The organism is Mesorhizobium sp. WSM4311, assembly GCF_002295115.1.
Lineage (GTDB): Bacteria > Pseudomonadota > Alphaproteobacteria > Rhizobiales > Rhizobiaceae > Mesorhizobium.
Window position 1 is genome coordinate 60,010 of sequence record NZ_NSFV01000014.1, and the last position, 22,599, is coordinate 82,608.

Genomic DNA, 22,599 nt, shown 5'->3' on the forward strand with positions numbered 1-22,599 from the left:
TCAATTCCCGGCCGAGGCGGCGCCTTGCGCCGGTTTCTGGCCACTATCGGCAACATTGGAGGTGGAAGGTGCGGTCGAAGAGGTCTGCGCCCGGTCCTTCACCTCGCCGGTCGTCTCGTCGATCGTCACCTCAACGCCGCTGGCATCGCCGCCCGGGCGCACCAGCTGCAGCCCTTCGACGATGACACGGTCGCCGTCGCCAATGCCCGAATCCACCAGCCAGTTGTTGCCGACGCCGTTGCGCACGGCCAGGACGCGCGTCTCGACCTTCTCTTGCGCGTTGATGACCATGGCGGTCGCCTCGCCCTTGGTGTTGCGGGTAACGGCGCGCTGCGGCACCAGGAAACTGTTCTGGGCGACACCCTCCTCGACCAGCGCGCGCACATACATGCCCGGCAGAAGCAGACGGTCAGGATTGGGGAACTCGGCCCTGAGCGCAAAGGTGCCGGTGGTCTGGTCGACATTGGCGCCGGCGAATTCCAGCTTGCCGGTCTGCCGATAGATGGTGCCGTTCTCGAGCTTCAGCTTGACGCTGACATTAGGGCCGCTGAACTTCAGCCGCCCTTCTGAAATCGCCTTGCGCAGGTTGAGCAGATTGGTGCTCGACTGGGTGACGTCGACATTGATCGGATCGAGCGAGCGGATGGTGGTCAGCACGGTTTCCTGGTTAGTGGTCACCAGCGCGCCCGGCGTCAGCGTCGATTTGTCGATGCGGCCGGCGATCGGCGCGGTGATCGAGGTGCGGTCGAGGCTGATGCGCGCCGTTTCCGCACTGGCCTTGGCCGAGGCGACATCCGCCTGAGCCTGCGCCAGCGTGGCGGCGGCATCGTCATAATCCTGTTTGGAAACAACGTTCTGCTTCAAAAGGCCGGCATAACGGTCGAACTTGGCTTGCGCCGTCGGCACCGCCGCTTCGGCTTTTTGCTGTGCCGCGACCGCGCTGTCATAAGATGCCTTGTAGCTGGCCGGATCGATGAGGTAGAGCGGCTGCCCCGCCACAACTTCGGCGCCCTCCTTGAACAGGCGCTGCCGGATGATGCCGTCCACCTGCGGGCGCACCTCGGCAACCAGCGAGGCCGCGGTGCGCCCCGGCAGTTCGGCCGTGATCGCGACCGATTGCGGATGCAGCGTGACGACGCCGACTTCCGGCTTGCCGACACCGCCCATGCCGGCCGGGGCCTTGCCCTGCTCCTGCGAGCAGGCTGCCAGGAGAACCGTGGCGGCAAGCACTGCTGCCCAGGGCACGAGCCGGCGCTGCTTGGCCGGCAAAGAAGGCTGACTAGTCTTGACGCGCATGGTCTGAAACTTTCCCTGGGGTTGCGGTCGCCTCGGCATCGGATCGCTCGGCCGGGAGCGAACCCGGATGCCGGCCAAAACGGGCAAGACCGGGCGCGGTCGACGAAACCTGAGAGCCGACAGAGGCGATCAATATCGTGACAACGGGCTGCGCCCGCTTGCGGGCGACGTCGAGCGAAGCTTCGAAGCGGCTCATGTCGCGCGCCTTCTGCGTGGCCAGGCGACAAGCAAGGTCAAGTTCCTGGCCGCAATGCCCACTGGCGTCAGTATGCCGACCGACGCGGACAAGCCAAGCGGCATGCCGGCGAGAAGCCTGAAAACGCGCGGCACTGCCCTGGACCGTGGCCACTCATGCAATTCGGCGGTCATGATGTCCGTGGCTAATGGGTTGCCGCGAAGCCGGCAGCGACAAGCGCCAGGCGGCAAAATGCAGGCGCACCGCGCCCTCAGCGTATCGGCCGGCAGCGCCGCCGGCGTGGCGGCATGGCGGGCGCGCTGGCCGAGCGAGAGCCTCGGGCTCATCGATGCGATCAGCCGCAGCATCATCATGGCTTCCCACATTGCCGTGCTTCCATTGCGTGAATTGGTACGTGAATTGAACGGTGGGATGGCGGAACATGCCGCCATCCCACGAGACCGGCCGACCCGGGGACGGGTTGGGCGCCGGGCCGGCCGGGCAGCCGGTCGGAGTTGTCAGCCGTTCCCGGGCTGGGATGGCGGAAGCTGTCCGCCCTGGTCGGGCGGACCTCCAGCTCCGGCTGCGTCATCCGGCGGACCGCCCCAGGGACCGGGGGGTGGTCCGTGGGGGCGCTCCGCCGAAGCGAGGATTTCGAGCTGTTCGGGCGAGAGCTTGGTGCGCAGCGCGGCGATCGCGTCCTTCAGCTTGGCGGCCGAGGCCGCACGCGCCGTGACCTCGTCCGCCAGCCTCTCCTGGAAGGCGAAAGGATCAGGCTTTCCAGCCGGACCCGCATCGTGACCCTTGGCCTCGGGGTCGCCAGGGACTGGACCGTCGGGGCCGCCGGCACCCCCAGGACCGCGATCATGCCTCGGCGGCGCAAGCACGGCCTGCAGCGCGCTGGTGTAGTCGCGCCAGGCGTCGAGTTGCTCACTGCGGATTCCCACGCGCGTCTCCAGCGCCGCCAGCCGGGCGGCCAGCATGAATTCCGGCGGTGGTCCCATGCGGTGCGGGCCCCAACCCTGAGGACCAGGCCGCATCGGCCCATGGGGGCCGGGCATCGGGCCATGGTCCGGCCCATTCTGGAGAGCGATGACCGGCGGCTCGCCGGGCGCGGCGCCCGGATCGGGCTGTGCCGCCATCACGGGGTGGATTGCGGCGACGGAAAACAGGCCGAGCGCAAGAAGTCTGCTTCGCATGACGGTGTTCCTTTCTCTCATGCATCGGACGGCCATGAGGATAGGAAGCCTGTTTGTCCGCTTCGCGTCGGCATGTTGCCGAAGGTTTCCGCAAAGCGGCAATTTGTTTCCAAATGTTTCCCGCCCCCGGCCAGAAACATTGCGTTGCAATTTTCCATGCCGCTGGCGCGCGCTCTCCCTATAATCACCGTCGAGCCCCTATCATCACGGGCAAGGGCACGATCATGCAATCACAACCCCATATCCTGGTCGTCGACGACGACCGCGAGATCCGCACGCTGCTCGGCCGCTATCTCGACGGCCAAGGCTTTCGCGTCTCGGTGGCGGCGGACCGGCGCGAATGCGAGCAGAAGCTGGGCGCCGGCCAGTTCGACCTCGTCGTGCTCGACGTCATGCTGCCGGATGGGTCGGGACTGGACATCTGCCGCACCTTGCGCGACCGCAAGCCGCATATCCCCGTCATTCTGCTGACGGCGCTGAAGGAAGATGTCGACCGCATCATCGGCCTTGAGCTCGGCGCCGACGATTATCTCGGCAAGCCCTTCAACCCGCGCGAGCTCACCGCCCGCATCCGCGCCGTGCTGCGGCGCGCCGCGCCCGAGGAGGCGCCGGCGCCGCGCCCCCGCATCTACCGCTTCGCCAGCTACCGGCTGGAACCCGACACCCGCAAGGTGACGGATCGGCGGGGCGAGCTCATCGACCTCACCGGCGCCGAGTTCGACCTGTTGCAGGTGTTCCTCGACCGCCCCGGCCGGCTGCTGTCGCGCGACCAGCTGCTTGACCTCACGCAGGGCCGCGAGCGCGACCCGCTCGAACGCTCGGTCGATGTGCTGATGAGCCGGCTGCGCCGCAAATTCGCCGACACCGGCGATGGGCCGCTGTTCAAGACCGTGCGCAATGGCGGCTACCAACTCACCGCGCGCGTCGAGACGGTGGAGACCCCGGCGTGAACTCGCTGCGCCGCCGCCTCATCCTGTTGCTTGTCGCCTCGATCGTCGGCGTCGTCGGCCTGGCGACGGCCGCCGTCATCAGCGTGCGCGGCGGCGGGCCGCCGCCCGAACTCGTCGTGCCCTGGGTTGCCCAGCAGATGGAACTCCTGGTGCGCCTGCTGCCAGGGCCTATCCCCGATGTGCTGCAGGTCCAGTTCACCGACCATCCGGCCGGTGGCAGGATCGCCCGCGCGGAGACGGCGATGCTCACCGACATCCTGCGCCGCCGCGGCTTCAACTTGCTGGCTTTCGTCAGCGAAAGGATCGGTGGACCCGGCCAGATCGCTTCGGTGCAGTTGCCCGACAATCGCTGGGCGATCGTCGAGGTGCCCCATCTCCAGCCGCCGGGGCGCGAATGGCTGATCCTGGCAGGCTGGATCTCGCTGATCGTGGCCGGCGCCACGGCCGTCTCGGTCTATTTCACCTCGGTGCTGATCCGGCCGCTGGAGATGCTGGAGGCGGCCGTCTCCAAGATCGGTAGCGACGGCGTGCTGGCAGCGGTGCCGGAAGTGGGGTCGGCCGAGGTCAAGGCGACGGCGCATGCGCTGAACCAGCTGTCGTCGCGGCTGAAGGTGGCCATGGAAAGCCGCATGCGGCTGGTGGCCGCCGCCGGCCATGACCTGCGCACGCCGATGACGCGCATGCGGCTGCGCGCCGAATTCCTCGACGAAGACCGAGACAAGTGGCTTCACGACCTCGATGAGCTCGACCGCATCGCCGACAGCGCCATCCGCCTGGTGCGCGAGGAGGTGAATCAGGACGCCGTCGAGCCACTGGACCTGGAAAAGATGGTGCGCGACATCGAAGCCGAGATGGTCTCGCTCGGCCATGCCGTCTCGATCGGCCCTCTGGACAAGGTCTCGGTGCGCGCCGGAGCGCTCGGCCTGCGCCGCGCGCTGCGCAATCTGATCGTCAACGCCGCCACCCACGGCAAGGCCTGCACCGTCGCGCTCGCCGCCACCGACAGGCGCGCCGTGCTGACCATTTCCGACAACGGCCCGGGCATCCCGCCCGACCTGATCAACAAGGCCTTCGAGCCCTTCTTCCGCGTCGACCCCGGCCGCCAGCAATTCATCCCCGGCGCGGGGCTCGGCCTGGCCATCGCGAAGGAGATCATCGAGCGTTACGGCGGAACGGTGACTCTGGAGAACCGCAAGGGTGGCGGTTTGACGCAGACGGTGGTGTTTGCGGCGGTGTGAGGCGCCGGCAAGCCACGGTCTCTTTGCCGTGTGAAAGGCCTTTGCAACACCCTGCGGCTTGGCCGAATGCCTGTCCTTTGAGGGAAGCAAGCCGCGTGGTCGCCCGACGAAAGAAGGCGACTATGCTGCACCGCAGAAGCCAATGATTTCAGTAAATTCACCGGATAATTTTGAACGAGCCCAAATAGATAAAATGTAGATTCTAAAATCCAGCGGTCTTTTTAACGAAAATTCGGGCGCTACCTATCCCTCTGGGTAGCAATGCTTCCAATCAACCAAAGCGAGCAGGCCAATACAACTCGAACCATAAGGTTGAAATGCTGTGGAAAATCGCCAAAATCCGAAAAACCGGCGGCTTTCTGCCAATTTTTGGCCTTGCTCACATAAGTATTTCAGCTCGCAAGATTTTTTGTGTTGCGCTGCACAATGCGGTGACCGAACCATCCGCCGGGGGACTCATTTGCGACTGGACATACGCCGTGAAGGATCCCGCCGGGTTCACCGACTTGAGCCGTCCGTCCGTCGATTGCGAGATCGACGCAGGCAGGCTCGCACAGCGCGGATTTGATGGTGTCCCGCCGAATTTCGTGTGCATTGGTCTGCCGCTCGAAATCGCACGCCAGCTTCATCGCGGACATCACGCCGCCGGTGGAAGCCGCTGATGGCAAACGCCCGCGACATCCAGCTGGATGCACTCAGGGCCATCGCCGTGACGATGGTGATGTACTCGCATTTCTACGCGGCGGGAGGATCTTCGTTCTGGGGCCATATCGGCGTGCGGCTGTTCTTCGTTCTGAGCGGCTTCCTGATCACCCGCCTGCTCCTGGAAGCGCGTTCGGCCGCCGCGTTTGAATCCGGCCCGGCGCTGCGGTCCTTCTACATCAGGCGGGCGCTGCGGATATTCCCTCCCTATTTTGCCGTGCTGGGTTTCGTCTGGCTGTTTGACCTGGAGCAGTCCAGGGGATCGCTGGTCTGGCATGCGCTGTACCTGTCGAATTTCTGGTATGCGCTGCGCAATGACTGGAACCCCTGGGTGCTGTGCCATTTCTGGAGCCTGAGCATCGAGGAGCAGTTCTATATTGCCTGGCCGCTGGTCGTCCTGCTGGCCCCATACCGGCGCTTCGAACAGATCTGCATCGGCGTCATCGCGCTGTCGCTGGCCTATCGCTTCTACTGGCCGATCACCGCCACCCCGGCGCTGGCGCGCGACCTGCTGCCGCCGGCATCCATGGACGCGTTGGCGTCGGGCGCGCTGCTTGCCTGCTGGCGGTCGAGGGGCGCCGGCCTGCCGCAATGGATGCGGCTGGGCTGGCCTGCCTTCGCGGCCGCGTTCCTGATGATCGAGTGGTTTGTCCCGGCGCCTGCCGATCCGACGCTGGAGTGGGCCCGCTGGCTGCTGCTGCAAATCCTGCCGCTGGTGCCGCTGATGGCCATCGTCGCCGCCTGTTCGCGCGGCCTTGGCGGCATCCCTGGCAGGTTTGCGGAACTGCCGCCGCTGCTCGCCCTCGGCCGTGTCAGCTACGGCGTCTATCTCTATCACCCGATATTGCTGTCGCTCGCCATCAAGTCGCAGCCCTGGATTCCGCTCAATGTCTCGGAGCAAGGGCCGGGGCGGTTCCTGGTTGCAAGCACCGCCACGATTGTCGTGGCCTCGATTTCCTGGCTGGTCTTCGAAAGGCCGCTCAACAGTCTCAAGCGCCACTTCCCCTATGTCAGGCGAGCCCAGGCCGGTCATGCCGGCTGGTTTGCGAGGCCGGCGCAAGCCTATCCCGGCGGATCGCCCGATGGCCGCACGCCATCCCTCGACCTCCCGCGAACGGATGCAAGACCATGACCGCCGCGCCGCTCGTCTCCGTCCTGCTGCCGGTCTACAATGCCGGACCCTACCTTGCCGCGGCACTTGGAAGCATCCTGCGGCAGGACTACGGCCGCCTGGAGGTCATCGCGATCGACGACGGCTCGAGCGACAATTCGCTCGAGATCCTCGAGCGACACCGGCAGGCCGACAGCCGCGTCTCGATCATCTCGCGCGAAAACCGCGGCCTCGTCGCGACGCTCAACGAAGGACTGGCGGTTGCGAGCGGCGAGCTGGTCGCGCGGATGGACGCCGACGACGTCGCCTATCCCTGGCGCCTGTCGCGCCAGGTGGCGCTGTTCGAACAGCGGCCCGAACTCGGCTTCTGCGGCGCCGGCGTCGACATGTTGATCCGCGGCCGCATCGCCAGGGGCAAGCCCGATCCGGTGTTCCGGTCCGGCCGCATGCCCATATTGGCGATGTTCTTCACCATCTTCATGCACCCGACGGTCGTCTACAACAGGAAGGTCATCGAAGACGCCGACCTCAACTACGACCCGACCTACAGGCACGCCGAGGATTTCGATCTCTTCAGGCGGCTGACCGCCCGCTACCCGGCGGCCATGATGCCCGAAAACCTGCTCGTCTACCGCGTCCATCAGGCGAGCGTGACCAGCCGGCACAGCAAGGAGATGCGCAGGACGCATTTGCGGATCGTGGCCGAAAATCTCGAGCGCGAGGGCCTCGCGGAAGCCACGCGCGACCTGCGCGACATCGGCGAAGCGGTCAATTTCGACACGATTACCCGTGCGGCCGACTTCATTCTCGCGTTGGAGGAGCGGATCCGCTCGCTGCCGGACGAGACGCGGCCGAGCTTCGAGGCCGGCGCGCTCAACCTGTTCTATTTCCTCTACCAGCTCGTCGCCGACGAAAAGCAGCCCGCACAGACGCATGAACTGCTGACGCGGACCGCGAAGTGGAACGCCATCCGGCGGCGCGAAAAATATGCGCTACGGCCGGGCGCCTGGGCGCCCTGGCTCAGCCGCGCCTCGCTGTCGGCCGGCAAGCAAGCCGACGCCGTGGAATATTTCTTCAAATCCGCGCCCGCCGCGGCGGTTCTGGCATCTGATCGGGCGGGCTAGAGGCATGACCGTCAAAGCCCACCAACCCCTGCGGCGCGATCGGTCGACGGCGCTTGTCGGCGCGCCGGCCGGCCCGCGACCGGAACGATCGGCGCCGGAAGTCAGCTTCATCATCTGCACGCGCAACCGCGTCGCGGTGCTCGAGGCCTGCATCAAGTCGGTGCAGGCCGCGTGCCGCGCGCATGCCGGCTTCGCGGCCGAGCTCGTGGTCGTCGATAACGGCTCGAGCGACCGCACGGCGGAACGCCTGGCCGGCATCGCCGCCATGTCGGATATTCCACTGACGCCTGTTTGCGAGCCGCGCCCCGGACTGGCGGCTGCCCGTAACGCCGGGTTGAGGCGCGCCAGGGGGCGCGTGCTGGTCTTCGTCGATGATGATTGCGCCGTGCATTGCGACTATCTGCGCGACCTGGAGCGGCATTATTCTTCCGGGGAACAGGGGCTCATCCGGGGAGGCCGTGTCGAGCTGGGGGATCCCAGGGACCTGCCTTTCACGATCAAGCGATCGCGGGTGCGCGAGCGGCTGACGCCCGATATTCACCCCGGCGGCTTCGTGCTCGGCTGCAACATGACGATGCACCGCGACGTCGCGGCCCGCATCGGCTATTTCGACGAGCGCTTCGGCGCGGGCGGGCCTTTGCGGTCGGCGGAGGATACCGATTACCTCGTGCGGGCGGTGCTGCTCGGCATTCCGGTCGAGTATGTGCCCGACATGACGATATTCCACCACCATGGCCGGCGCGATCGCAAAGCCATCGAAAAGCTCCATCGCGACTACAGCCTGGGCAATGGCGGCCTCTGCCTGAAACATGTCCGCCACGCGCCCTGGCTGCTTCGCCATTTCTACTGGGCCGCGAGAGGCGCCTTGCGGGAATTGGCGGGCGGGCCCGCCTTCGATCGTGAACTCGATCTGTCGCACTGGCCGATCGTCGGCATGAATGTGCTTGGCGCGGCCAGATACGCGCTGCTCCTGTTGGCGGGACGGCCGCAGGCCGAGCCGGTGCGGCAGGACCAGCAAGCCAATGCCGAGGCCTGATGCCATTGCTCCCGCCTAGCCTGCCGATGCTGTTCCGCGCCTTCGGAACGCGGCAACTGCGCCTGGTTCCGGCCGTGGTGGGCCTCGGCCTGGTCAGCGCTGCCCTCGAAGGGTTCGGCATCGGCCTGATCATCCCGCTGCTGGGCATCATCATGGGACACGGCGACGCGACGGGAATGGCCGGCTTCTCCGCTGTTCTCCAGCAAGTCGGATCGGGCTTCAGCGAGCGCGACCGGCTTGTCGTCATTTCGGCCGCCATCCTCGGCTCGATCATCCTGAAGAACGTCTTCGCCTTCGCCAACACGCTGTTGACGACCTTCATCTCCGGCAAGGCCAGTCATTCGATCCGCAGCGCATTGTCGGAGCAGCTCCTGCGGGTCGGCTATCCCTTCTTCCTGCGGCAGAGCCCCGGACGGCTGCTCAACATCATTTCGAACGAATCCTGGCGGGCGTCGGATGCCATCCAGATCATGCTGTCGGCGATCGTCAGCGCATCGGCCGCCATCATCCTCCTGGCCTTCCTGCTTCTCCTGTCCTGGCGCATGACGCTGCTGGTCACGCTCGGGCTGGCGCTCGTCCAGATCGCGCACGCCATCCTCTCGGCCAATCTGAAGGAGCCCAGCCGCAGCGTCGCTTCGCGCAACAGCCACCTCGCCTCGCAGATGCTGCATCTGGTGCATGCCGGACGCCTGATCCGCATCTTCGGCCAGGAGGGCCGGGAGAAGGCGATCTTCGACACCGCGTCCGATGCGGTTCGCCGCGCCTCCTTCGTCCTGCAGGTCCGCCAGGGCGCTTTGCCGCCGCTGACGGAGGTTCTCCACGCCATGCTGTTCCTGGCGGTGGTGATCGGCGCCTGGCTGGCGCAGGTGAGTTTCCCGCTGATCATCGCCTTCGTCATCCTGCTCTACAGGCTGCAGCCGCATATGCGGGCCCTGCAGGGCTCGTGGAGCCAGTTGCAGGGTCTGAGCGGATCGCTGGAAGAGGTGACATGGATGCTGGATCCCTCCGGCAAGCCCGGCCCGCCGCAAGGCGACGGGCCGTTCCACGGTTTGCGCCGGGGCATCGGGTTCGATGACGTGACTTTCACCTATTCCGGCACGGACCAGCGTGAGGTGGTGCTGCATGCGGCGACGTTCGAAATCAACAGTGGCCGCTCGACGGCGCTGATCGGCCGCTCCGGCGCCGGCAAGACAACGATCGTCAACCTTCTGTGCCGCTTCGTGGAACCGGACAGCGGCAGGATCCTGGTCGATGGATCGCCGCTGGACCGCATCGACGCCAGCCAATGGCGGCGCCACATCGCGCTGGCCAGCCAGGAGCTGGAACTGGTCGACGGCACGATCTTCGAAAACATAAGCTACGGCCAGGACGCGGCGACGCTTGGCGACGCCGAGCGCGCCGCGAGACTGGCCGAGGCGCATGAATTCATCGAACGGCTGCCTCAGGGCTACGAGACGCTCGTCGGCTACCGGGGCGTCAATCTGTCGGCGGGACAGAGGCAACGGATCGCGCTGGCCAGGGCCCTGGTGCGCGACCCCGATCTGCTCATCCTCGACGAAGCCACCAATGCGGTCGACGGGCTGTCGGAGGCGGCCATCGTCGAGACCCTGAAGTCGAGGGCCGGACGGCGCACGACCATCGTCATCAGCCACCATCACAGCACCATCTCGTTCTGCGACGACGTGGTGATCCTGAGCGGTGGCCGGGTGAAGAAGCAGGCCCCTTTCGGCGCCCTGGCGTCGCTCTCGATGGACGAGCTCTACCAGCATGATCCGCAGGACTGACAAGGGCCGGGGCCGCGATTCCCGGCACGGCCCTAGGCAATCCGAATCAACGGCCCATGACGTGCCGCTGGCACCCTGCGCGATCGCACCAATGCCATGCGGTGCGCGGACTCGCTACCGTTCCTTCACGGCGGACCTGTCGATCCGCCCGGGCCGGTGCCCATCGCTTACTCTCCAGATGCGGCGCCGGCCTCCCCTTGCTCTGGTCATCCGCCGCCTTGCGCAAAACGGCGGCGTTCGCGGCGACGTGACCGGATGGGAGGCTGGCAACGTCGGCGGGACAGCACCCCCCTCTGCCCTGCCGGGCATCTCCCCCTCAAGGGGGGAGATCAGATGTCGGGTCGGCTTTCGCCAACCACCAACGTCGCAAGGAGTGAGCTGTCGCGGAAACTGCCAATCTCCCCCCTTGAGGGGGAGATGTCCGGCAGGACAGAGGGGGGCGCCTGGCGCCAGTCTTCGGAGTACAGGCCTGCGTCGCGCAGCCCCCACCCCGCTGCTTCGCAGCGACCCTCCCCACAAGGGGAGGGTAAAGATCAGCCCGCGATCGCCATCGGCACGGCGCTCTTGTTGGGGATCTGGATATCGATCTCCAGCGTCGACATGGTCTCGCCGCGGTCCATCGAGACCTGCAGGTAATCCTGGTCGATCTGCACGTGCTTGGCGATCACCGCCATGATCTCCTCGCGCAAGATGGAGACCAGGTCGGGCTGGCTGCGGTTGCGGCGCTCATAGGCGAGCAGCACTTGCAGCCGCTCGCGCGCCACCGGCGCGCTGGAGCGCCGCTTGAAAAGGTCGAACACGTTCATGCCGCCCTCCTTCCCAACAGACGGTCGAGGAAACCTTTGCGCTCGAAGGGGACGACGACCGGCAGATCCTCGCCTTCCAGCCGCCTTGCGGCGTCGATATAGGCCTTGGCCGCGGTGTTGAGCGGCTCAGACAGCGTGACCGGCGCACCGAGATTGGAGGCGCGCAGCACGTCCTGGCTTTCCGGAATGATGCCGAGCAGCGGCACCGACAGGATTTCCAGGACATCGTCTATGGACAGCATTTCGCCGCGCGCGGCCCGCCCCGCGTCATAGCGGGTGACCAGCACGTGCTTGGCGATCTGCTCGCCCTGTTCGGCGCGCATGGTGCGGGCGTCGAGCAGGCCGATGATGCGGTCGGAATCGCGCACCGACGACACTTCCGGATTGGTGACGATGACCGCTTCGTCGGCAAAGCGCATGGCGAGCTGCGCGCCGCGCTCGATGCCGGCCGGGCTGTCGCAGAAGACATAGTCGAACACCGAGCGCAGCTTGTCGATGACCTCGCCGACGCCCTCTTCCGTCAGCGCGTCCTTGTCGCGCGTCTGCGAGGCCGGCAGCAGGAACAGCGTGTCGACGCGCTTGTCGCGGATCAGCGCCTGCGACAGCTTGGCCGTGCCCTGGATGACGTTGACGAGGTCGAACACCACGCGGCGTTCGGCGCCCATGATCAGGTCGAGGTTGCGCAGGCCGACGTCGAAATCGACGAGCGCCACCTTCTTGCCGGTCTTGGCCACGGCGGCACCGAGCGCCGCCGTCGAGGTGGTCTTGCCGACGCCCCCCTTGCCCGATGTGACCACCACTACCTTGCCCATGAAAAAAGCCTCCGTTGTTATCAGTTTGTTGTCCCGGGCCGGCTTGCCGGCCTTTGTTCAGTCAGCGGTCGTCAGCTCCCAAGCCGCTTCAGCTCCCAAGCCGCTTCAACTCAAAGCCTCGACGCGCAGGCCGTCGCCGTCGAGGAAGGCCTGCACCGGTTTGCCGCGCGACACCCCTTCCATCTCCTCGGCGGTGATGTACCAGCCGTCGACCGACAGAAGCTCGGCCTCGTTGCGTCGGCAGAAGATGCGCGCGGCGGTATTGCCGAGCGCGCCCGCCGAAGCACGCCCGCGCAGCGTGCCGTAGACATGGATCGAGCCGGCGGCGACGATCTCCGAACCGGACGCGACCGAGCCCAGCACGATGACATCGCCATGCGCATGCATGATCGCCTGGCCGGAGCGGATCGGCGTCTTGATCATCAGCGTGCCCGAATCGTAGTGCGAAACCTGCGGCCCGCTTTCCTCAGTCTTGCTTGCGCCAGCCTTGCCCTTGGCAACGCCACCAGCGTCCATGCCATGGTCTGGCGCCCCGCCCTCGGCGGTCTTGCCGTCCGGCTTGCCGGAAGCCTCTTGCCCACCCTTGCGGCCAGGCAGCAGCCCCTCCGTCGTCGCCTCCTTGGCGCCGACCAGCAGAGGCGGCAGGTCGGGCCCAAGCGAGGCCCCTTCCAGCTCGATGGCATAGATGCGGATGCCGCGCGTCCCCAGCTCCGCCACAAGTGCCGCGATCTCGCTTGGCTGCGGCTTCAAAACGTTCAGATCCAGCAGCACCGGCCGCCCGGCAAAATAGCCCGGCGAATTGCCGATCCAGTGATCCAGCCCCTGCAGCCACTCCACCATGGGCGCTTCCGGGGTCAATGTGAAAGCGACGAAAGAACGGGCACGAAAGCGAATGGATTTGGCCTCGAGGGGGGCGGCAAAGGTCACGGCTGGCGAATCCTTACTGAGAGGTAAACGCTAGCGAGGGAATGGTTAACGAATGGTTAATGAGGGGGTGGCGTTCACGAGCTTAGAAAGGCCATTGCTGACAAGTCGTTGCGGACGCGGCTGCCGGAGAAGCCAGTGCTCTGTCCATTGCTGCCGAAATCGGGCTCCGAAAATTGTAAGGTTGTCAGAGGTAGCTCGCTGAGTCTCGTGCAACGTCAGGCTAGAGGTTCAACTGGTCGGAACTACCGTTTCCAAAAGAGACAACTGCGTATCAACCTCTCTTCCAGGTGCCTTTTTGATCACAATGCCGCGTATTTTGGCAATGTCAGCTACCGCCTGGGTGATGTGGTGCGTCGTGTTGAGCTGACGCCAAGTTGTCGCATTGCCCGGTTTTGCGGAGGGGTTCTTGGCTGCATATGCGACATAAGCATCTGCGCGTGAAAAGCCTTCGCCAGCAAATTCGGCACTCTCAAAGATCGCCTTATAGACTTCGTGCATACGTTGAACGTCCTTGCCAGATTTCACCGCTCGCTGGATGCGCCAGTCATTAGACGTAGCCCAGCGAATGTGCCTAATGGCGGAGGCGTTACTGATTCCAAATTTCATCTTAGCGCTATCTGCAGCATAGTCGCCAAAGGTCATATATTCCGCCGTCGTGGGATCGAACTTCACAGCTCGCCGCCAAGCAAGCCATTCGTTACGCGGCCAAATTTCCGCAGTTCCTTCCTTCGCCGGATTTGTATCCGGATAGTGGGTGCCCTGAAAAATGATTTGCTGCCACGGGCCAAAATCTTGAAGCGTTTCCAGCGCTGCACTGATAATCGGCGCAACGATCGTGGGACTAGTAAAATCGCTTCCTCCGAAATCGGCCAGCACTGCACAGTCCCTAGCCGTCAAGTTGAGGCGATCGAGCGCTACTTGCATGGTGACCGATAATTCAGGATCGACCATTGCCTCGGACTGAACACAAATTGCAAATCTTATGCTTTCATCTTCCGTGATCGCGGCACGGAAGGCAGGCACCTCGGCGTCTCCCAAATCTGTGAGTAACGCCATGGGAATGGCCCTGACTTGGCTCTTCCGTGCCCGCTCGAACAATGCGGGGAGCCAAACTCCAAGCCGATCTCTGCCATACTCATCAATAATGTGGGTCGCGTCGATAAGAGCTGGGCGCTGCCGCCAATGGGCCCCGAGAGCGACGCTGACGTCAGGCATGTCATCGACATCAAACAGCAAGGGATTCGTCTCATCGCGCTCACTCTGTGGCGGCACAATAAAACGAGGCAGCACTCGGTCGGCCACATCCGCCGCCAACTGACGAACACCTTCAAGTTCACCCGCCTTCATACGAAGAGCGGGGCAATAGATCGGATTAGGTGCCTGGCTCATGGTTTACCTCTGAGATTTGAGAGAAAAACTGCTTGCGAACTTGGCCTCTTCCTATTTTGTCTGGGAACAGCTTGTAGTTTTGACGTTCCATACGCACTCTTCCGAACACGATTGCTGGTGCAATGCGGAGCTGCTTTGCAAGGCGTTCGATTGGTTCCGCCGTTTTTGTAATACGTGCGGGAGAGCGTCTCCATATCTCGTCAGGGATAAGTATCGCGCTCGCGAACTGGTTTGCCTCCACCTCTAATTCATCAATCTCCGGGTTGTCGACGTCATCAAAGAAGCCTGAAGATAGTCCGGTACGATAGTGGAGAATCACATGCGCGACTTCGTGCAGAAGAGTGAACCAGAAATTATCGATAGTATCGAGACGCAGCGTCATGCCTATGACCGGGACTTCATCGACTAAGAACGCGGCTCCATCGATCTTCATGCCTGGAATTTGAGGCTCCGTGACAAGTACTATTCCATGCTGGAATAGAAGCGCTCTCGCTTGCACAGGTCCATCGTCAAGAGAACTAAGTTGCACGAGATCATTTAGCCACGAGACATGCAGCGGGCGGTACTTAACTCGGTTCCGCTGTGTGACCTTCAGCGCAGCACGAGTGACCTGAGCCTTCCATGCAAGAAGCAGCCAGTCTTCGGTATGGCCGGTAACGTTCAAACCGGTTCGGAGCAGTGAAGGCGTTCCATACTCTCCGACATGCTCAGCGACTGTGCGTCGGAGTTGGCTAATCCCGCTCTCGTCCGTCTGATCAGCCCTATCGAGCCACCCGTGCGCTCGCGCGTGCTTAAGTACCTTCTGCAGTTCCGTCAATGTCATCTCGTAGGACGGAAGCCACGGCTCATGCACAGGTTTCGAGATATCAGCAGTCAAACGAACGCCAAGAGTTCTCGCGACACGTATCAGGTTTCCGAGACTGATACTGCGGTAGCGCTCAGCCTCATACCTTTGCACCTGTTGCTCTGGCAGGAAAAGCCGACGGGCGAGTTCCTTCTGCTTCCAGCCCTTCGCCACGCGCGCGGCAACCAGAAGCGCTCCGAGATCATCGCCTGCGCGGGATTTCAGCTCATCGGCCTCGCCGCGCTGCGCCTTCTGATAGGCTTGGAGGCTCTCGACCAACTCCTTCCGCTCAACTGTCAGCGAGCGACGAACACCATCGATGACTTCGGAAGGGAGACCGTCGACAATCGACTTGAGCACGTGCTCCGATGACAGGGCATCCGTGATCTGCTCGATAAGGATACCCACCTCACGCTCTTGGCGTTCATTTGTGATAAGTGAGACAACCGGCATCAGCCTTGCTGACACATCATATCTGTTGTGTCAAGTTTAGAGCGCGCCAGCAAACGATGGTTCCTTCCCGATCTTCGCCTGGTCATAGGATTGGCCCGTTACCCATCCATAGGATGGACCCTATCCCCATATCTTGGCGGAGGCTGCGTCATAAATTTCCACGCTGAGGGGAGACGATGGCCTTCGCATCGCTGACAACGCGTTGGCTCGTGCTATAATTTGCCTATTGCCCTCTGAAGCAGGATCACCAAACAAGCTAATATAGAGTTTGGGGAAACGACTTGCGCCGATCCGCCTCAGTATATGGTCATCGTTTTCTGCCAATGAATGGCCATGAATGAAGAAACAAACCTTGGTCTGCTGAGCATTAGCAACCAATTGCTTGAAACCTTGGTAGAGATATGCGTTGTGGCGTATTTTTGCCTTCTTCTGCCCGCTGGTGCCTTCCGCCACGAAAAGCGGAAATTTATTGCTGCCAATGGCGCTGCGTGCTTGATCCACTAGCCGCGTATTTGTTCGAACCCAAGTGTACTTTTGGAGATCAATTCCTGCGTCAAACAAATGGAGAGCGCCGTGCAAGAAGTGCACCTTTGCGCTATGGGCCGCTGTTTCACCCTGCCAAACTACATAGTCTGCAGTCGGGTCATCCTCGTCGTTGCCAAACCCATCATTTGTCGGAATTGGCACGGGGCGCGCAACGAAAGGGTCGTCCCCGTGCATAAGGGCCCAGTACAGAAGCAAATCATAGTTTAATGTGAAGACTTGCCCGTCGTTTTGTCCGAGGAAATGGCGAAGGAAAGTTCGGCAGGCCCAAAACTTTGAGTCTGGAATATCTGCCGGAATATCCGGATGGTTTGCAGCAATCGTCTCCACAAGAATTTCTTTGAGAGCCGCTGAATCGGCCAGCATTGCCGCTACGGAAGAGGCGGTGCTTCCGTAAATTGGTGCAAGTTTGGCTCCCGTTTCCAAGCTTCGAATTGCAACTTCAAAATCCTGAGTGCCTAACGCTTGAAAAACCTTCGGCAATTGGGGATGCATCGAGAAATCGGCTCTCTGAAATAGGGAGCCGTAGTGAAAAATGTCTGGCCTAAGTGCAATGCTAAAGCCATTTCCGAGAAGCAAGTGGCGCTTCGAAAACTGAACTGAGTCTTTGATTGCGTCCTGAAAAGACAGCATGCCCCCTCCAAAATAAGCTCAGCAAGATGCGCGTTCAAATTATCCGCATGCGGATCATTCGCTAGACTTTAGGCAACAATCTCATCCTCACGGACAAGGGCGCGTACCTTCAGAAACCATCAACCGGCTCCCGTGCGCGGGAAGCGCACTAGGTTGGAGATTTCTCACCTCTATCAGAGACCTGGGTCCAAATCGCAGATCAGCTCACGTGACTAAAGATGCCTAACGCTTAGGGCGTCGCCCCATTTATCATTCAGATACTCGCATACGAGGCGCCGATGGCAGTGATGTGGAGTAGCCTCCGAACAAAGTAGACAGGCGCCCGCCAACATCTCCGGCTTGAGACGTTGCTCGATTTTACGCTCTGCCATCAAATCCAAAAAGCGTTCTTGGTACACACCCCAATCACCCTTCTCCTTTTTGTATGCCTTCAGAATATTGTCAGTCGGAGCAAGTATAGGCTGATGAACATATTGAATTCCACCGATTTTTTTCAAAAAATATGCCAAATCATCAGCCTTAGCGAATGCTGCGAGCTGTGAGGTATTGTGCAAACGCACATCGACAACCTTTTTTACACCAGACTTTAAAAGGCGTTCAAAAAAATTCTCAGCGTTTGATTTTGTAAATCCTATCGTAGAAACATTGATCTTTTCCAAAGTCTACTCCGCAGCTATATGATCTGATGTATCACTGGGCGGTTCTGAATACGCCACCTTCCGAGATCGTTCCCGATAGGCTGCCGCCAGTCTATCTTCGCGCGGAACGAATAGATCTTCATCCTGCTTGCCTTCTAAACGCAGCAGCTTTTCCTCGATATCTCTCTGATCGACGATTTTTCCGTTTGATAAGATATGTCTAACTGCCAAATCACGCTCGGAAAGGGCCCGACCAACCAGCAGACAGCGATGGCAATCCAGAGGATCATGCTCGGAACACATCAGTGCAATGCGATACTTCTGGGCACCCTCAAGCACACGCTGAATCCCACGCTTGAAGTCTGATGACTGAGCCATGCGTTCATAGTTTGCCACACCCTCGCAATAGAACTGCTTACCTGCTGGTCGACCACCAAGCTCTTTACCCAAGAACGAGTAGGCGACGCCATCCAGCGGGAGTTCGCTTTTGAGTTGGGGCTGGCTGAACTGCGGAGAGCGGCGCGAGAAAGGTGACGTTCGGACATCAGCGATTGCAGTTACGCCAGCTTGCCGAAGCAGCGATAAAAAAGCCTCGTAGCTAAGGTTCGAATGGCCGATTGTAAAAATTTCGCCGGCTGCCTTCATTTTCTCGTCCTGCGAGCGGGGCCCGCTTAGTTCAGGGAAGAACCGCAGCTATCAGTTTGTAGGCGTTCCCTTGCCACGGCTCTCCTAAACTAATGCAAAGAGTGGCAGCACCAAGGTCGAAAGCTCCATCCTTGCCTGCTAGATACCGCCTTTCCACAACTGGATCGGTTATGCTCAATAGATATTCCGCCCCGTTGAACGTGAAAAGGCCCCGTACCCTTCGTTTGCCATTCCCAAATTCGGCGCCTTCCACCCCTACATGCACCTGCAGATTATTTACGGATATCAGGCGAAGTGAATATCCGAGCTGATTCGCTTGGGGTTCGGACACCCTATCATGCCGGCCATTGTAGCTGGACGACTGGTTGTTCCAAAGGGGGCCATTCACATGATCAATCGCGGCTGCTACCTCTTCGGCGGTCGCGGTACGAATTCTCTTCCAATAATAATCGTCATCTATGACGTGGTTTTCAACCTGGAAGCCGTGCGGGTTTGGTCGTTTCATAGGAATTGATATTACGTCAAGCAGTTTCGGATCGGCACCATCTTCGAACCGGCGGTCTGTCTCAGACAGTTCGCCGCTCCCCCTGTCGCTCACGGGGCGAACCCAACCGCCCACACCTTGCTCATTAACTTCCTTTCCAGCAATACACCTCCCAGAAATCTTTCTTGAATTCGCCAGGCATATTATCACTTTCCGATACGCTATCGACATTTTACCCCCCTTATCTTTTCTTCTTAGGCCCCCTCATTTCATAATTTATCCGTAATTTTCGCTCTTTAATCAAGCTGTTTCGTATAGGATATTATTGATCTTCTGAAACAGCCCATGAAATCATTCCTATCATGATAGTCGGTTGCCGCCACTACGAAGATTTTGTCTTTGCAGGGCCCATGTTTTGAAGAGAGTGCACTGTATTACTTCCAGCTTGACGACTGTCGCAGATTGACACCGCCCCTCCAAGCCGCAGACATTTCTTGCGATACCAGCAGGTATCGTTGTCGCCTTGGGCTCCCTCACCGCCTCTTAAAATACTGCACCTCCTTCTCATGCTTCTCCGCCGCCTCGCGCGTGTCAAACGTGCCCAGATTGCGCCGTTTCCCGGTCCTCTCATCCTTCTTGCGGGAATAAAGCCGGTATTTGCCGTCCTTGAGTTTGCGGATCATCTCGCTCTCCCTGATCAGGATTTGGCGGCCTTCCTGGCCTTCCGCCCGCGCGCGGCGTGATCGGTGCCAAGGCGGTCGAGCAGTGCCTGCGCGTCGTCGCCCGATATGCCGGTGGGCATGGCCAGTTCCTCGACCTCCAGCACGTCGGTGCTGGCGATCTCGCGCGGCAGCGGGTCGTCGGCCGTCAGCGGCAGGGCCGCTTCCCTGTCGATCTCCATCGCGGCCTGGTGCCAAAGCCGCTCGTGGTCGCCGCCGCCTTCGCGCTGCCAGATGGCGTAGGCGCGGTCACGGATCTCGCGGTCGTCGGTCATTCGTCAATCCCCCGCAGGGATGAACGCCGTGCCGGTGCGAACGTAGAACGAAACCCCACGATCGCCTGTCTCGCCCCGTGGAGTTCGAGAACCCACCCATGCTAGCCTCCATCGAGCCGCGAAGCTCGGGCCAGGGGGCAAGTCATGTTGGATCAATGGACTGATTTCTTCGTCATGGTGGGCGGCGGCGCGGCGGGGCTTGCCGGGTTGATCTTCGTCGCGATCTCGATCAATCCCGAACGCATTGTCCGCAACACGACGCACAAGAACCGGGCAATCAACATGCTGTCGGGCTTCAGCGCGATTTTCATGGCATGCAGCCTTGCGCTTCTGGGAGGTCAATACCTTCCGGCACTCGGCCTCGAATGGCTTTTGCTCTGGGGCATAGCAACATTCATCTTCGTCAGAGGATATGTCGTGGCCATCAAGGCGGGGATGAGCACCATCGGGTTGACCGGGCCGCGGCTGGCGGGCGGAACGATGTGTTACCTGGCCGAAGTTGCAGGCGCGATCTTGCTTATTCTCGGGCGCGGCGTGGGCCTTTACATCGCGGCCCTCGGAACCATCGTCCTGTTCGCCTTCCTGATTTCAGGCGCATGGCTCCTCATCATCGGCATCTACGAAGAGCCGACCAAGGGATGAGATCGACGCCAGGCGCTGCAGAGGCAAGCACCCCTCAATGCCGCTTGAAATACTGCACCTCCTTCTCATGCTTCTCCGCCGCCTCGCGCGTGTCGAACGTCCCCAGGTTCCGCCGCTTGCCGGTCTTCTCATCCTTCTTGCGTGAATAGAGCCGGTATTTGCCGTCCTTGAGTTTGCGGATCATCTCAGCTCTCCCTGATCAGGATTTGGCGCGCTTCCTGGCCTTCAGGTTGCGTGCTGCCTGTTCCAGCGCAGCGCGGTCGGTGCCCAGGCGGTCGAGCAGCGCTTGCGCCTCGTCGCCGGATATGCCGGTGCGCATGGCCAGTTCCTCGACTTCCAGCACGTCGGTGCTGGCGATCTCGCGCGGCAGCGCGTCGTCGGCCGTCAGCGGCAGTGCCGCTTCCCTGTCTATCTCGGCCTCGGCCCGGTGCCAATGATGCTCGGGATCGCCGCCGCCTTCACGCTCCCATATCTGGTATGCGCGCTTCTGGATCTTCTCGTGCCGTTCGTCGCCCATTGTCGTTCCTCCTTCGTGTCAGGGATGAACGCCGCGGTGATGGGATTGATCCAAAAAATTTGCGTGATCGCAGGTCCGAGCGGAATTGCCGGATGGGTGGGAGGGCGCGTGGCGCCTATTCGCACTGGCGCCTCGGCCCACCGGAATAGGGCTGGTAGCTGTTGTCCTCGGGACGGTAGGAGCGGTAGCGGCTGAAGCAGGATTGGACGTGGTCGTCCGAAAGGCCCGCTGTCGCCACCAGCGGCGCGGCGCCGCCCTCGACATAGCTGACATCGTCGGGCTGCTGCGCGGCCTGGCCGGCGTCGGCACTGGGGTCGAGATAGGGCGAGACGCAGGGGCGCTGCTGTCCGCTGTAGGACATATAGCTGTTGTCGTCGGGGTTGTAGGAGCGATAGCGGTCTGCGCACCAGCTGAGATGAGCCGCCGGCAGCCTGGCCAGCTGCTCGCCCGCATCGGGCGCCACCGCACTGGTAATGGTCGGGTCGACCGACTGCACCCTGGCGGCGGCATCGGGCGCGGGAGGCTGCGCGGCGGCCACGCGCTCCAGGCCCGGCGCGGCCTTGTCCACTGGCAGTGCGTCCTTGGTCCACAGCTGCGAGACGCTGCCGGCGGGCCTGGCCTGATGCACCGGCTTGGCCAGTATCAGCCAGGCGGCGAAAGCCAGCCCGCTGGCAAAGACCGCAAGGGTGAGGACGAAGCCTGCGACCAGTGCCAGAACCGCTTTCATCACACACTCCTTGAGCCTCCGCTAATAGAATGCGGGGGATCAGGACTGGTTCCAGCGAGCGCAATACTGACGGCCTTGCTGCCTCAAACCGGCAGGTGCACATCCACGGAGAACTGGTTCTCCACGGCCAGCAAGGCCCTGACCATTTCCTTGTCGCGCTGGCGCTTTTGCAGATACCCGGCCAGCAGCCAGTCCAGCGAGAACCGGCCGGCGCCGACGGCGGCCAGCACGAACATGCCGCCTGATATGGCGAGGTCCTTTTCGAAATGCAGCAGCTCGTTCTGGCTGGCGAAGTTGACGTGGAACAGCAAGGCCGTGGCCAGGCAGAACAGGCCGAGCCCGATGCCGCCCAGCCGCGTCAGCAGGCCTGAAGCCACCGAGAGCCCTGCCCCCAGTTGCAGCGCGATGGTGGCGACGAACAGCGGCAGCCCGACGCCAAGTGCTGCCATCGCCTTGGCGGCACCCTCGAAATGGGTGGCCAGCGTCACGCCCTCATGCAGGAAGATGAAGGACATGAGCAGGCGGCCGGCAAGCAGTGTCACGTCCCTGATGTGGTATTTCGTGGCGAGGCCGGTGAGCTTCGCGGCGATTTCGTTCGGTGTCATGGTCAGCCTCCAATTTTTGAGCGCAGGCAAGCGCCGCCCGCCGTGGGACGCGCGCAAGCACGGCGCCTGACGGGTCTGATCTTCGAAAAGGCCGGAGCCGGCTCGAGGGAGAGGCGCCGGCTCCGGCAATGGGCGCCAGCCACGAGCGCCCAAACTGGTGGTGGGGGACTGGATCGGTCTGTGCCAGTCCCCAACGCGGGCCGCTTGGCGGCCACCTCTCCCCCAGTCCGCGACTGACCAGCTCGAGGCTTGATTGCCACGTGGTTCCCCCAATCCGTCGCTGCTTCGCAGCGCCACCTTTCCCCCTCCGGAGGGAAAGGAAGGG

At 62.1% G+C, this 22,599-nt stretch carries 27 protein-coding genes; 8 read left to right on the plus strand and 19 right to left on the minus strand.

Annotation, left to right across the window (positions count from 1 at the left end; genetic code table 11):
* The 4 genes from CK226_RS27920 to CK226_RS27930 form a co-directional block, all read right to left on the minus strand.
* A complete protein-coding gene (locus CK226_RS27920) occupies positions 1–1,296 on the minus strand; it encodes an efflux RND transporter periplasmic adaptor subunit (RefSeq protein WP_095793533.1) in 1,296 nt (431 codons plus the stop codon).
* Entirely contained in the window at positions 1,280–1,492 is a 213-nt protein-coding gene (locus CK226_RS34545; RefSeq protein ID WP_142887664.1) for a hypothetical protein, read from the minus strand. The genes CK226_RS27920 and CK226_RS34545 overlap by 17 nt, the downstream gene beginning before the upstream one ends.
* Positions 1,489–1,857, minus strand: a complete 369-nt coding sequence (locus tag CK226_RS35785; protein ID WP_245437866.1) for a hypothetical protein — start codon at positions 1,855–1,857, stop codon at positions 1,489–1,491. The genes CK226_RS34545 and CK226_RS35785 overlap by 4 nt, the downstream gene beginning before the upstream one ends.
* A 132-nt stretch (positions 1,858–1,989) precedes the next feature.
* Entirely contained in the window at positions 1,990–2,670 is a 681-nt protein-coding gene (locus CK226_RS27930; RefSeq protein ID WP_095793534.1) for a hypothetical protein, read from the minus strand.
* Positions 2,671–2,894: 224 nt separating this feature from the next.
* On the opposite strand from CK226_RS27930, the gene CK226_RS27935 reads away from it, so the two are divergent.
* The 7 genes from CK226_RS27935 to CK226_RS27965 all read left to right on the plus strand — a co-directional run bounded on the left by CK226_RS27935 (position 2,895) and on the right by CK226_RS27965 (position 10,615).
* On the plus strand, positions 2,895–3,620 hold the full coding sequence (locus CK226_RS27935) for a response regulator (protein ID WP_095775152.1): 726 nt from the start codon (positions 2,895–2,897) through the stop codon (positions 3,618–3,620).
* A complete protein-coding gene (locus CK226_RS27940) occupies positions 3,617–4,858 on the plus strand; it encodes an ATP-binding protein (RefSeq protein ID WP_095793535.1) in 1,242 nt (413 codons plus the stop codon). Before CK226_RS27935 ends, CK226_RS27940 begins: the two co-directional genes overlap by 4 nt.
* Before the next feature lie 317 nt (positions 4,859–5,175).
* Positions 5,176–5,520, plus strand: a complete 345-nt coding sequence (locus CK226_RS34550; protein ID WP_095789334.1) for a hypothetical protein — start codon at positions 5,176–5,178, stop codon at positions 5,518–5,520.
* The gene (locus tag CK226_RS27950; RefSeq protein ID WP_095793537.1) at positions 5,520–6,692 is read left to right on the plus strand and encodes an acyltransferase; all 1,173 of its coding nucleotides are present in this window, start codon (positions 5,520–5,522) and stop codon (positions 6,690–6,692) included. Before CK226_RS34550 ends, CK226_RS27950 begins: the two co-directional genes overlap by 1 nt.
* The gene (locus CK226_RS27955; protein WP_095793538.1) at positions 6,689–7,795 is read left to right on the plus strand and encodes a glycosyltransferase; all 1,107 of its coding nucleotides are present in this window, start codon (positions 6,689–6,691) and stop codon (positions 7,793–7,795) included. Before CK226_RS27950 ends, CK226_RS27955 begins: the two co-directional genes overlap by 4 nt.
* A 4-nt stretch (positions 7,796–7,799) precedes the next feature.
* The gene (locus tag CK226_RS27960; protein WP_095793539.1) at positions 7,800–8,831 is read left to right on the plus strand and encodes a glycosyltransferase; all 1,032 of its coding nucleotides are present in this window, start codon (positions 7,800–7,802) and stop codon (positions 8,829–8,831) included.
* Positions 8,831–10,615: an ABC transporter ATP-binding protein gene (locus CK226_RS27965; protein ID WP_095793540.1), complete on the plus strand. Its 1,785-nt coding sequence runs from the start codon at positions 8,831–8,833 to the stop codon at positions 10,613–10,615. Before CK226_RS27960 ends, CK226_RS27965 begins: the two co-directional genes overlap by 1 nt.
* A gap of 533 nt (positions 10,616–11,148) precedes the next feature.
* Here the strand turns inward: CK226_RS27965 and minE are convergent.
* From minE to CK226_RS28020, 11 genes are all read right to left on the minus strand, one after another.
* Entirely contained in the window at positions 11,149–11,421 is a 273-nt protein-coding gene (minE, locus tag CK226_RS27975) for a cell division topological specificity factor MinE (protein ID WP_027047075.1), read from the minus strand.
* Complete coding sequence (minD, locus tag CK226_RS27980) at positions 11,418–12,233, minus strand: septum site-determining protein MinD (protein ID WP_010910549.1); 816 nt, start codon at positions 12,231–12,233, stop codon at positions 11,418–11,420. The genes minE and minD overlap by 4 nt, the downstream gene beginning before the upstream one ends.
* A 105-nt stretch (positions 12,234–12,338) precedes the next feature.
* Positions 12,339–13,160, minus strand: a complete 822-nt coding sequence (gene minC, locus CK226_RS27985; RefSeq protein WP_095793541.1) for a septum site-determining protein MinC — start codon at positions 13,158–13,160, stop codon at positions 12,339–12,341.
* Positions 13,161–13,388: 228 nt separating this feature from the next.
* On the minus strand, positions 13,389–14,549 hold the full coding sequence (locus CK226_RS27990; RefSeq protein WP_095793542.1) for a hypothetical protein: 1,161 nt from the start codon (positions 14,547–14,549) through the stop codon (positions 13,389–13,391).
* On the minus strand, positions 14,533–15,846 hold the full coding sequence (locus CK226_RS27995) for an XRE family transcriptional regulator (RefSeq protein WP_210202261.1): 1,314 nt from the start codon (positions 15,844–15,846) through the stop codon (positions 14,533–14,535). Before CK226_RS27995 ends, CK226_RS27990 begins: the two co-directional genes overlap by 17 nt.
* 120 nt (positions 15,847–15,966) lie before the next feature.
* Complete coding sequence (locus tag CK226_RS28000) at positions 15,967–17,022, minus strand: DUF4917 family protein (RefSeq protein ID WP_095793543.1); 1,056 nt, start codon at positions 17,020–17,022, stop codon at positions 15,967–15,969.
* Positions 17,023–17,234: 212 nt separating this feature from the next.
* On the minus strand, positions 17,235–17,681 hold the full coding sequence (locus CK226_RS28005; protein ID WP_095793544.1) for a DUF488 domain-containing protein: 447 nt from the start codon (positions 17,679–17,681) through the stop codon (positions 17,235–17,237).
* A 3-nt stretch (positions 17,682–17,684) separates the two neighbouring features.
* Positions 17,685–18,305: a DUF488 domain-containing protein gene (locus CK226_RS28010; protein WP_095793545.1), complete on the minus strand. Its 621-nt coding sequence runs from the start codon at positions 18,303–18,305 to the stop codon at positions 17,685–17,687.
* Between the two features lie 31 nt (positions 18,306–18,336).
* Positions 18,337–19,020: a hypothetical protein gene (locus tag CK226_RS34555; protein WP_142887662.1), complete on the minus strand. Its 684-nt coding sequence runs from the start codon at positions 19,018–19,020 to the stop codon at positions 18,337–18,339.
* Positions 19,021–19,322: 302 nt separating this feature from the next.
* Positions 19,323–19,472 carry a hypothetical protein gene (locus CK226_RS28015; protein ID WP_095793546.1) on the minus strand — a complete coding sequence of 50 codons (150 nt, stop codon included), beginning with the start codon at positions 19,470–19,472 and terminating at the stop codon, positions 19,323–19,325.
* A 14-nt stretch (positions 19,473–19,486) separates the two neighbouring features.
* On the minus strand, positions 19,487–19,783 hold the full coding sequence (locus CK226_RS28020) for a DUF2934 domain-containing protein (protein WP_095793547.1): 297 nt from the start codon (positions 19,781–19,783) through the stop codon (positions 19,487–19,489).
* A gap of 174 nt (positions 19,784–19,957) precedes the next feature.
* Between CK226_RS28020 and CK226_RS28025 the strand changes: the two genes are divergently transcribed.
* Positions 19,958–20,425, plus strand: coding sequence for a hypothetical protein (locus CK226_RS28025; protein WP_142887661.1), 468 nt, complete (start codon positions 19,958–19,960; stop codon positions 20,423–20,425).
* A gap of 34 nt (positions 20,426–20,459) precedes the next feature.
* Here the strand turns inward: CK226_RS28025 and CK226_RS28030 are convergent, their stop codons facing one another.
* The 4 genes from CK226_RS28030 to CK226_RS28045 all read right to left on the minus strand — a co-directional run bounded on the left by CK226_RS28030 (position 20,460) and on the right by CK226_RS28045 (position 22,274).
* The gene (locus CK226_RS28030; RefSeq protein ID WP_010910556.1) at positions 20,460–20,609 is read right to left on the minus strand and encodes a hypothetical protein; all 150 of its coding nucleotides are present in this window, start codon (positions 20,607–20,609) and stop codon (positions 20,460–20,462) included.
* A 15-nt stretch (positions 20,610–20,624) separates the two neighbouring features.
* Positions 20,625–20,942 carry a DUF2934 domain-containing protein gene (locus CK226_RS28035; RefSeq protein WP_095793549.1) on the minus strand — a complete coding sequence of 106 codons (318 nt, stop codon included), beginning with the start codon at positions 20,940–20,942 and terminating at the stop codon, positions 20,625–20,627.
* Positions 20,943–21,057: 115 nt separating this feature from the next.
* Complete coding sequence (locus CK226_RS28040) at positions 21,058–21,669, minus strand: BA14K family protein (RefSeq protein WP_179301140.1); 612 nt, start codon at positions 21,667–21,669, stop codon at positions 21,058–21,060.
* An 83-nt stretch (positions 21,670–21,752) separates the two neighbouring features.
* Complete coding sequence (locus CK226_RS28045) at positions 21,753–22,274, minus strand: DoxX family protein (protein ID WP_095793551.1); 522 nt, start codon at positions 22,272–22,274, stop codon at positions 21,753–21,755.
* Positions 22,275–22,599 lie beyond the last annotated feature (325 nt).

Excerpts from the sequence above, each read along its gene's own strand:
- CK226_RS28040 (WP_179301140.1), bottom strand. The coding sequence starts at position 21,669 with ATGAAAGCGGTTCTGGCACTGGTCGCAGGCTTCGTCCTCACCCTTGCG.
- CK226_RS27950 (WP_095793537.1), top strand. The coding sequence starts at position 5,520 with ATGGCAAACGCCCGCGACATCCAGCTGGATGCACTCAGGGCCATCGCC.
- CK226_RS27965 (WP_095793540.1), top strand. The coding sequence starts at position 8,831 with ATGCCATTGCTCCCGCCTAGCCTGCCGATGCTGTTCCGCGCCTTCGGA.
- CK226_RS27955 (WP_095793538.1), top strand. The coding sequence starts at position 6,689 with ATGACCGCCGCGCCGCTCGTCTCCGTCCTGCTGCCGGTCTACAATGCC.
- CK226_RS34555 (WP_142887662.1), bottom strand. The coding sequence starts at position 19,020 with ATGTCGATAGCGTATCGGAAAGTGATAATATGCCTGGCGAATTCAAGA.
- CK226_RS28000 (WP_095793543.1), bottom strand. The coding sequence starts at position 17,022 with ATGCTGTCTTTTCAGGACGCAATCAAAGACTCAGTTCAGTTTTCGAAG.
- CK226_RS27995 (WP_210202261.1), bottom strand. The coding sequence starts at position 15,846 with ATGCCGGTTGTCTCACTTATCACAAATGAACGCCAAGAGCGTGAGGTG.
- CK226_RS27930 (WP_095793534.1), bottom strand. The coding sequence starts at position 2,670 with ATGCGAAGCAGACTTCTTGCGCTCGGCCTGTTTTCCGTCGCCGCAATC.
- CK226_RS28010 (WP_095793545.1), bottom strand. The coding sequence starts at position 18,305 with ATGAAGGCAGCCGGCGAAATTTTTACAATCGGCCATTCGAACCTTAGC.
- CK226_RS28015 (WP_095793546.1), bottom strand. The coding sequence starts at position 19,472 with ATGATCCGCAAACTCAAGGACGGCAAATACCGGCTTTATTCCCGCAAG.
- CK226_RS28035 (WP_095793549.1), bottom strand. The coding sequence starts at position 20,942 with ATGGGCGACGAACGGCACGAGAAGATCCAGAAGCGCGCATACCAGATA.
- minE (WP_027047075.1), bottom strand. The coding sequence starts at position 11,421 with ATGAACGTGTTCGACCTTTTCAAGCGGCGCTCCAGCGCGCCGGTGGCG.
- CK226_RS27935 (WP_095775152.1), top strand. The coding sequence starts at position 2,895 with ATGCAATCACAACCCCATATCCTGGTCGTCGACGACGACCGCGAGATC.
- CK226_RS28020 (WP_095793547.1), bottom strand. The coding sequence starts at position 19,783 with ATGACCGACGACCGCGAGATCCGTGACCGCGCCTACGCCATCTGGCAG.
- CK226_RS27920 (WP_095793533.1), bottom strand. The coding sequence starts at position 1,296 with ATGCGCGTCAAGACTAGTCAGCCTTCTTTGCCGGCCAAGCAGCGCCGG.
- CK226_RS27990 (WP_095793542.1), bottom strand. The coding sequence starts at position 14,549 with ATGAGCCAGGCACCTAATCCGATCTATTGCCCCGCTCTTCGTATGAAG.
- CK226_RS34545 (WP_142887664.1), bottom strand. The coding sequence starts at position 1,492 with ATGAGCCGCTTCGAAGCTTCGCTCGACGTCGCCCGCAAGCGGGCGCAG.
- CK226_RS28025 (WP_142887661.1), top strand. The coding sequence starts at position 19,958 with ATGGTGGGCGGCGGCGCGGCGGGGCTTGCCGGGTTGATCTTCGTCGCG.
- CK226_RS34550 (WP_095789334.1), top strand. The coding sequence starts at position 5,176 with ATGCTGTGGAAAATCGCCAAAATCCGAAAAACCGGCGGCTTTCTGCCA.
- CK226_RS28030 (WP_010910556.1), bottom strand. The coding sequence starts at position 20,609 with ATGATCCGCAAACTCAAGGACGGCAAATACCGGCTCTATTCACGCAAG.
- minD (WP_010910549.1), bottom strand. The coding sequence starts at position 12,233 with ATGGGCAAGGTAGTGGTGGTCACATCGGGCAAGGGGGGCGTCGGCAAG.
- CK226_RS35785 (WP_245437866.1), bottom strand. The coding sequence starts at position 1,857 with ATGTGGGAAGCCATGATGATGCTGCGGCTGATCGCATCGATGAGCCCG.
- CK226_RS27960 (WP_095793539.1), top strand. The coding sequence starts at position 7,800 with ATGACCGTCAAAGCCCACCAACCCCTGCGGCGCGATCGGTCGACGGCG.
- CK226_RS28045 (WP_095793551.1), bottom strand. The coding sequence starts at position 22,274 with ATGACACCGAACGAAATCGCCGCGAAGCTCACCGGCCTCGCCACGAAA.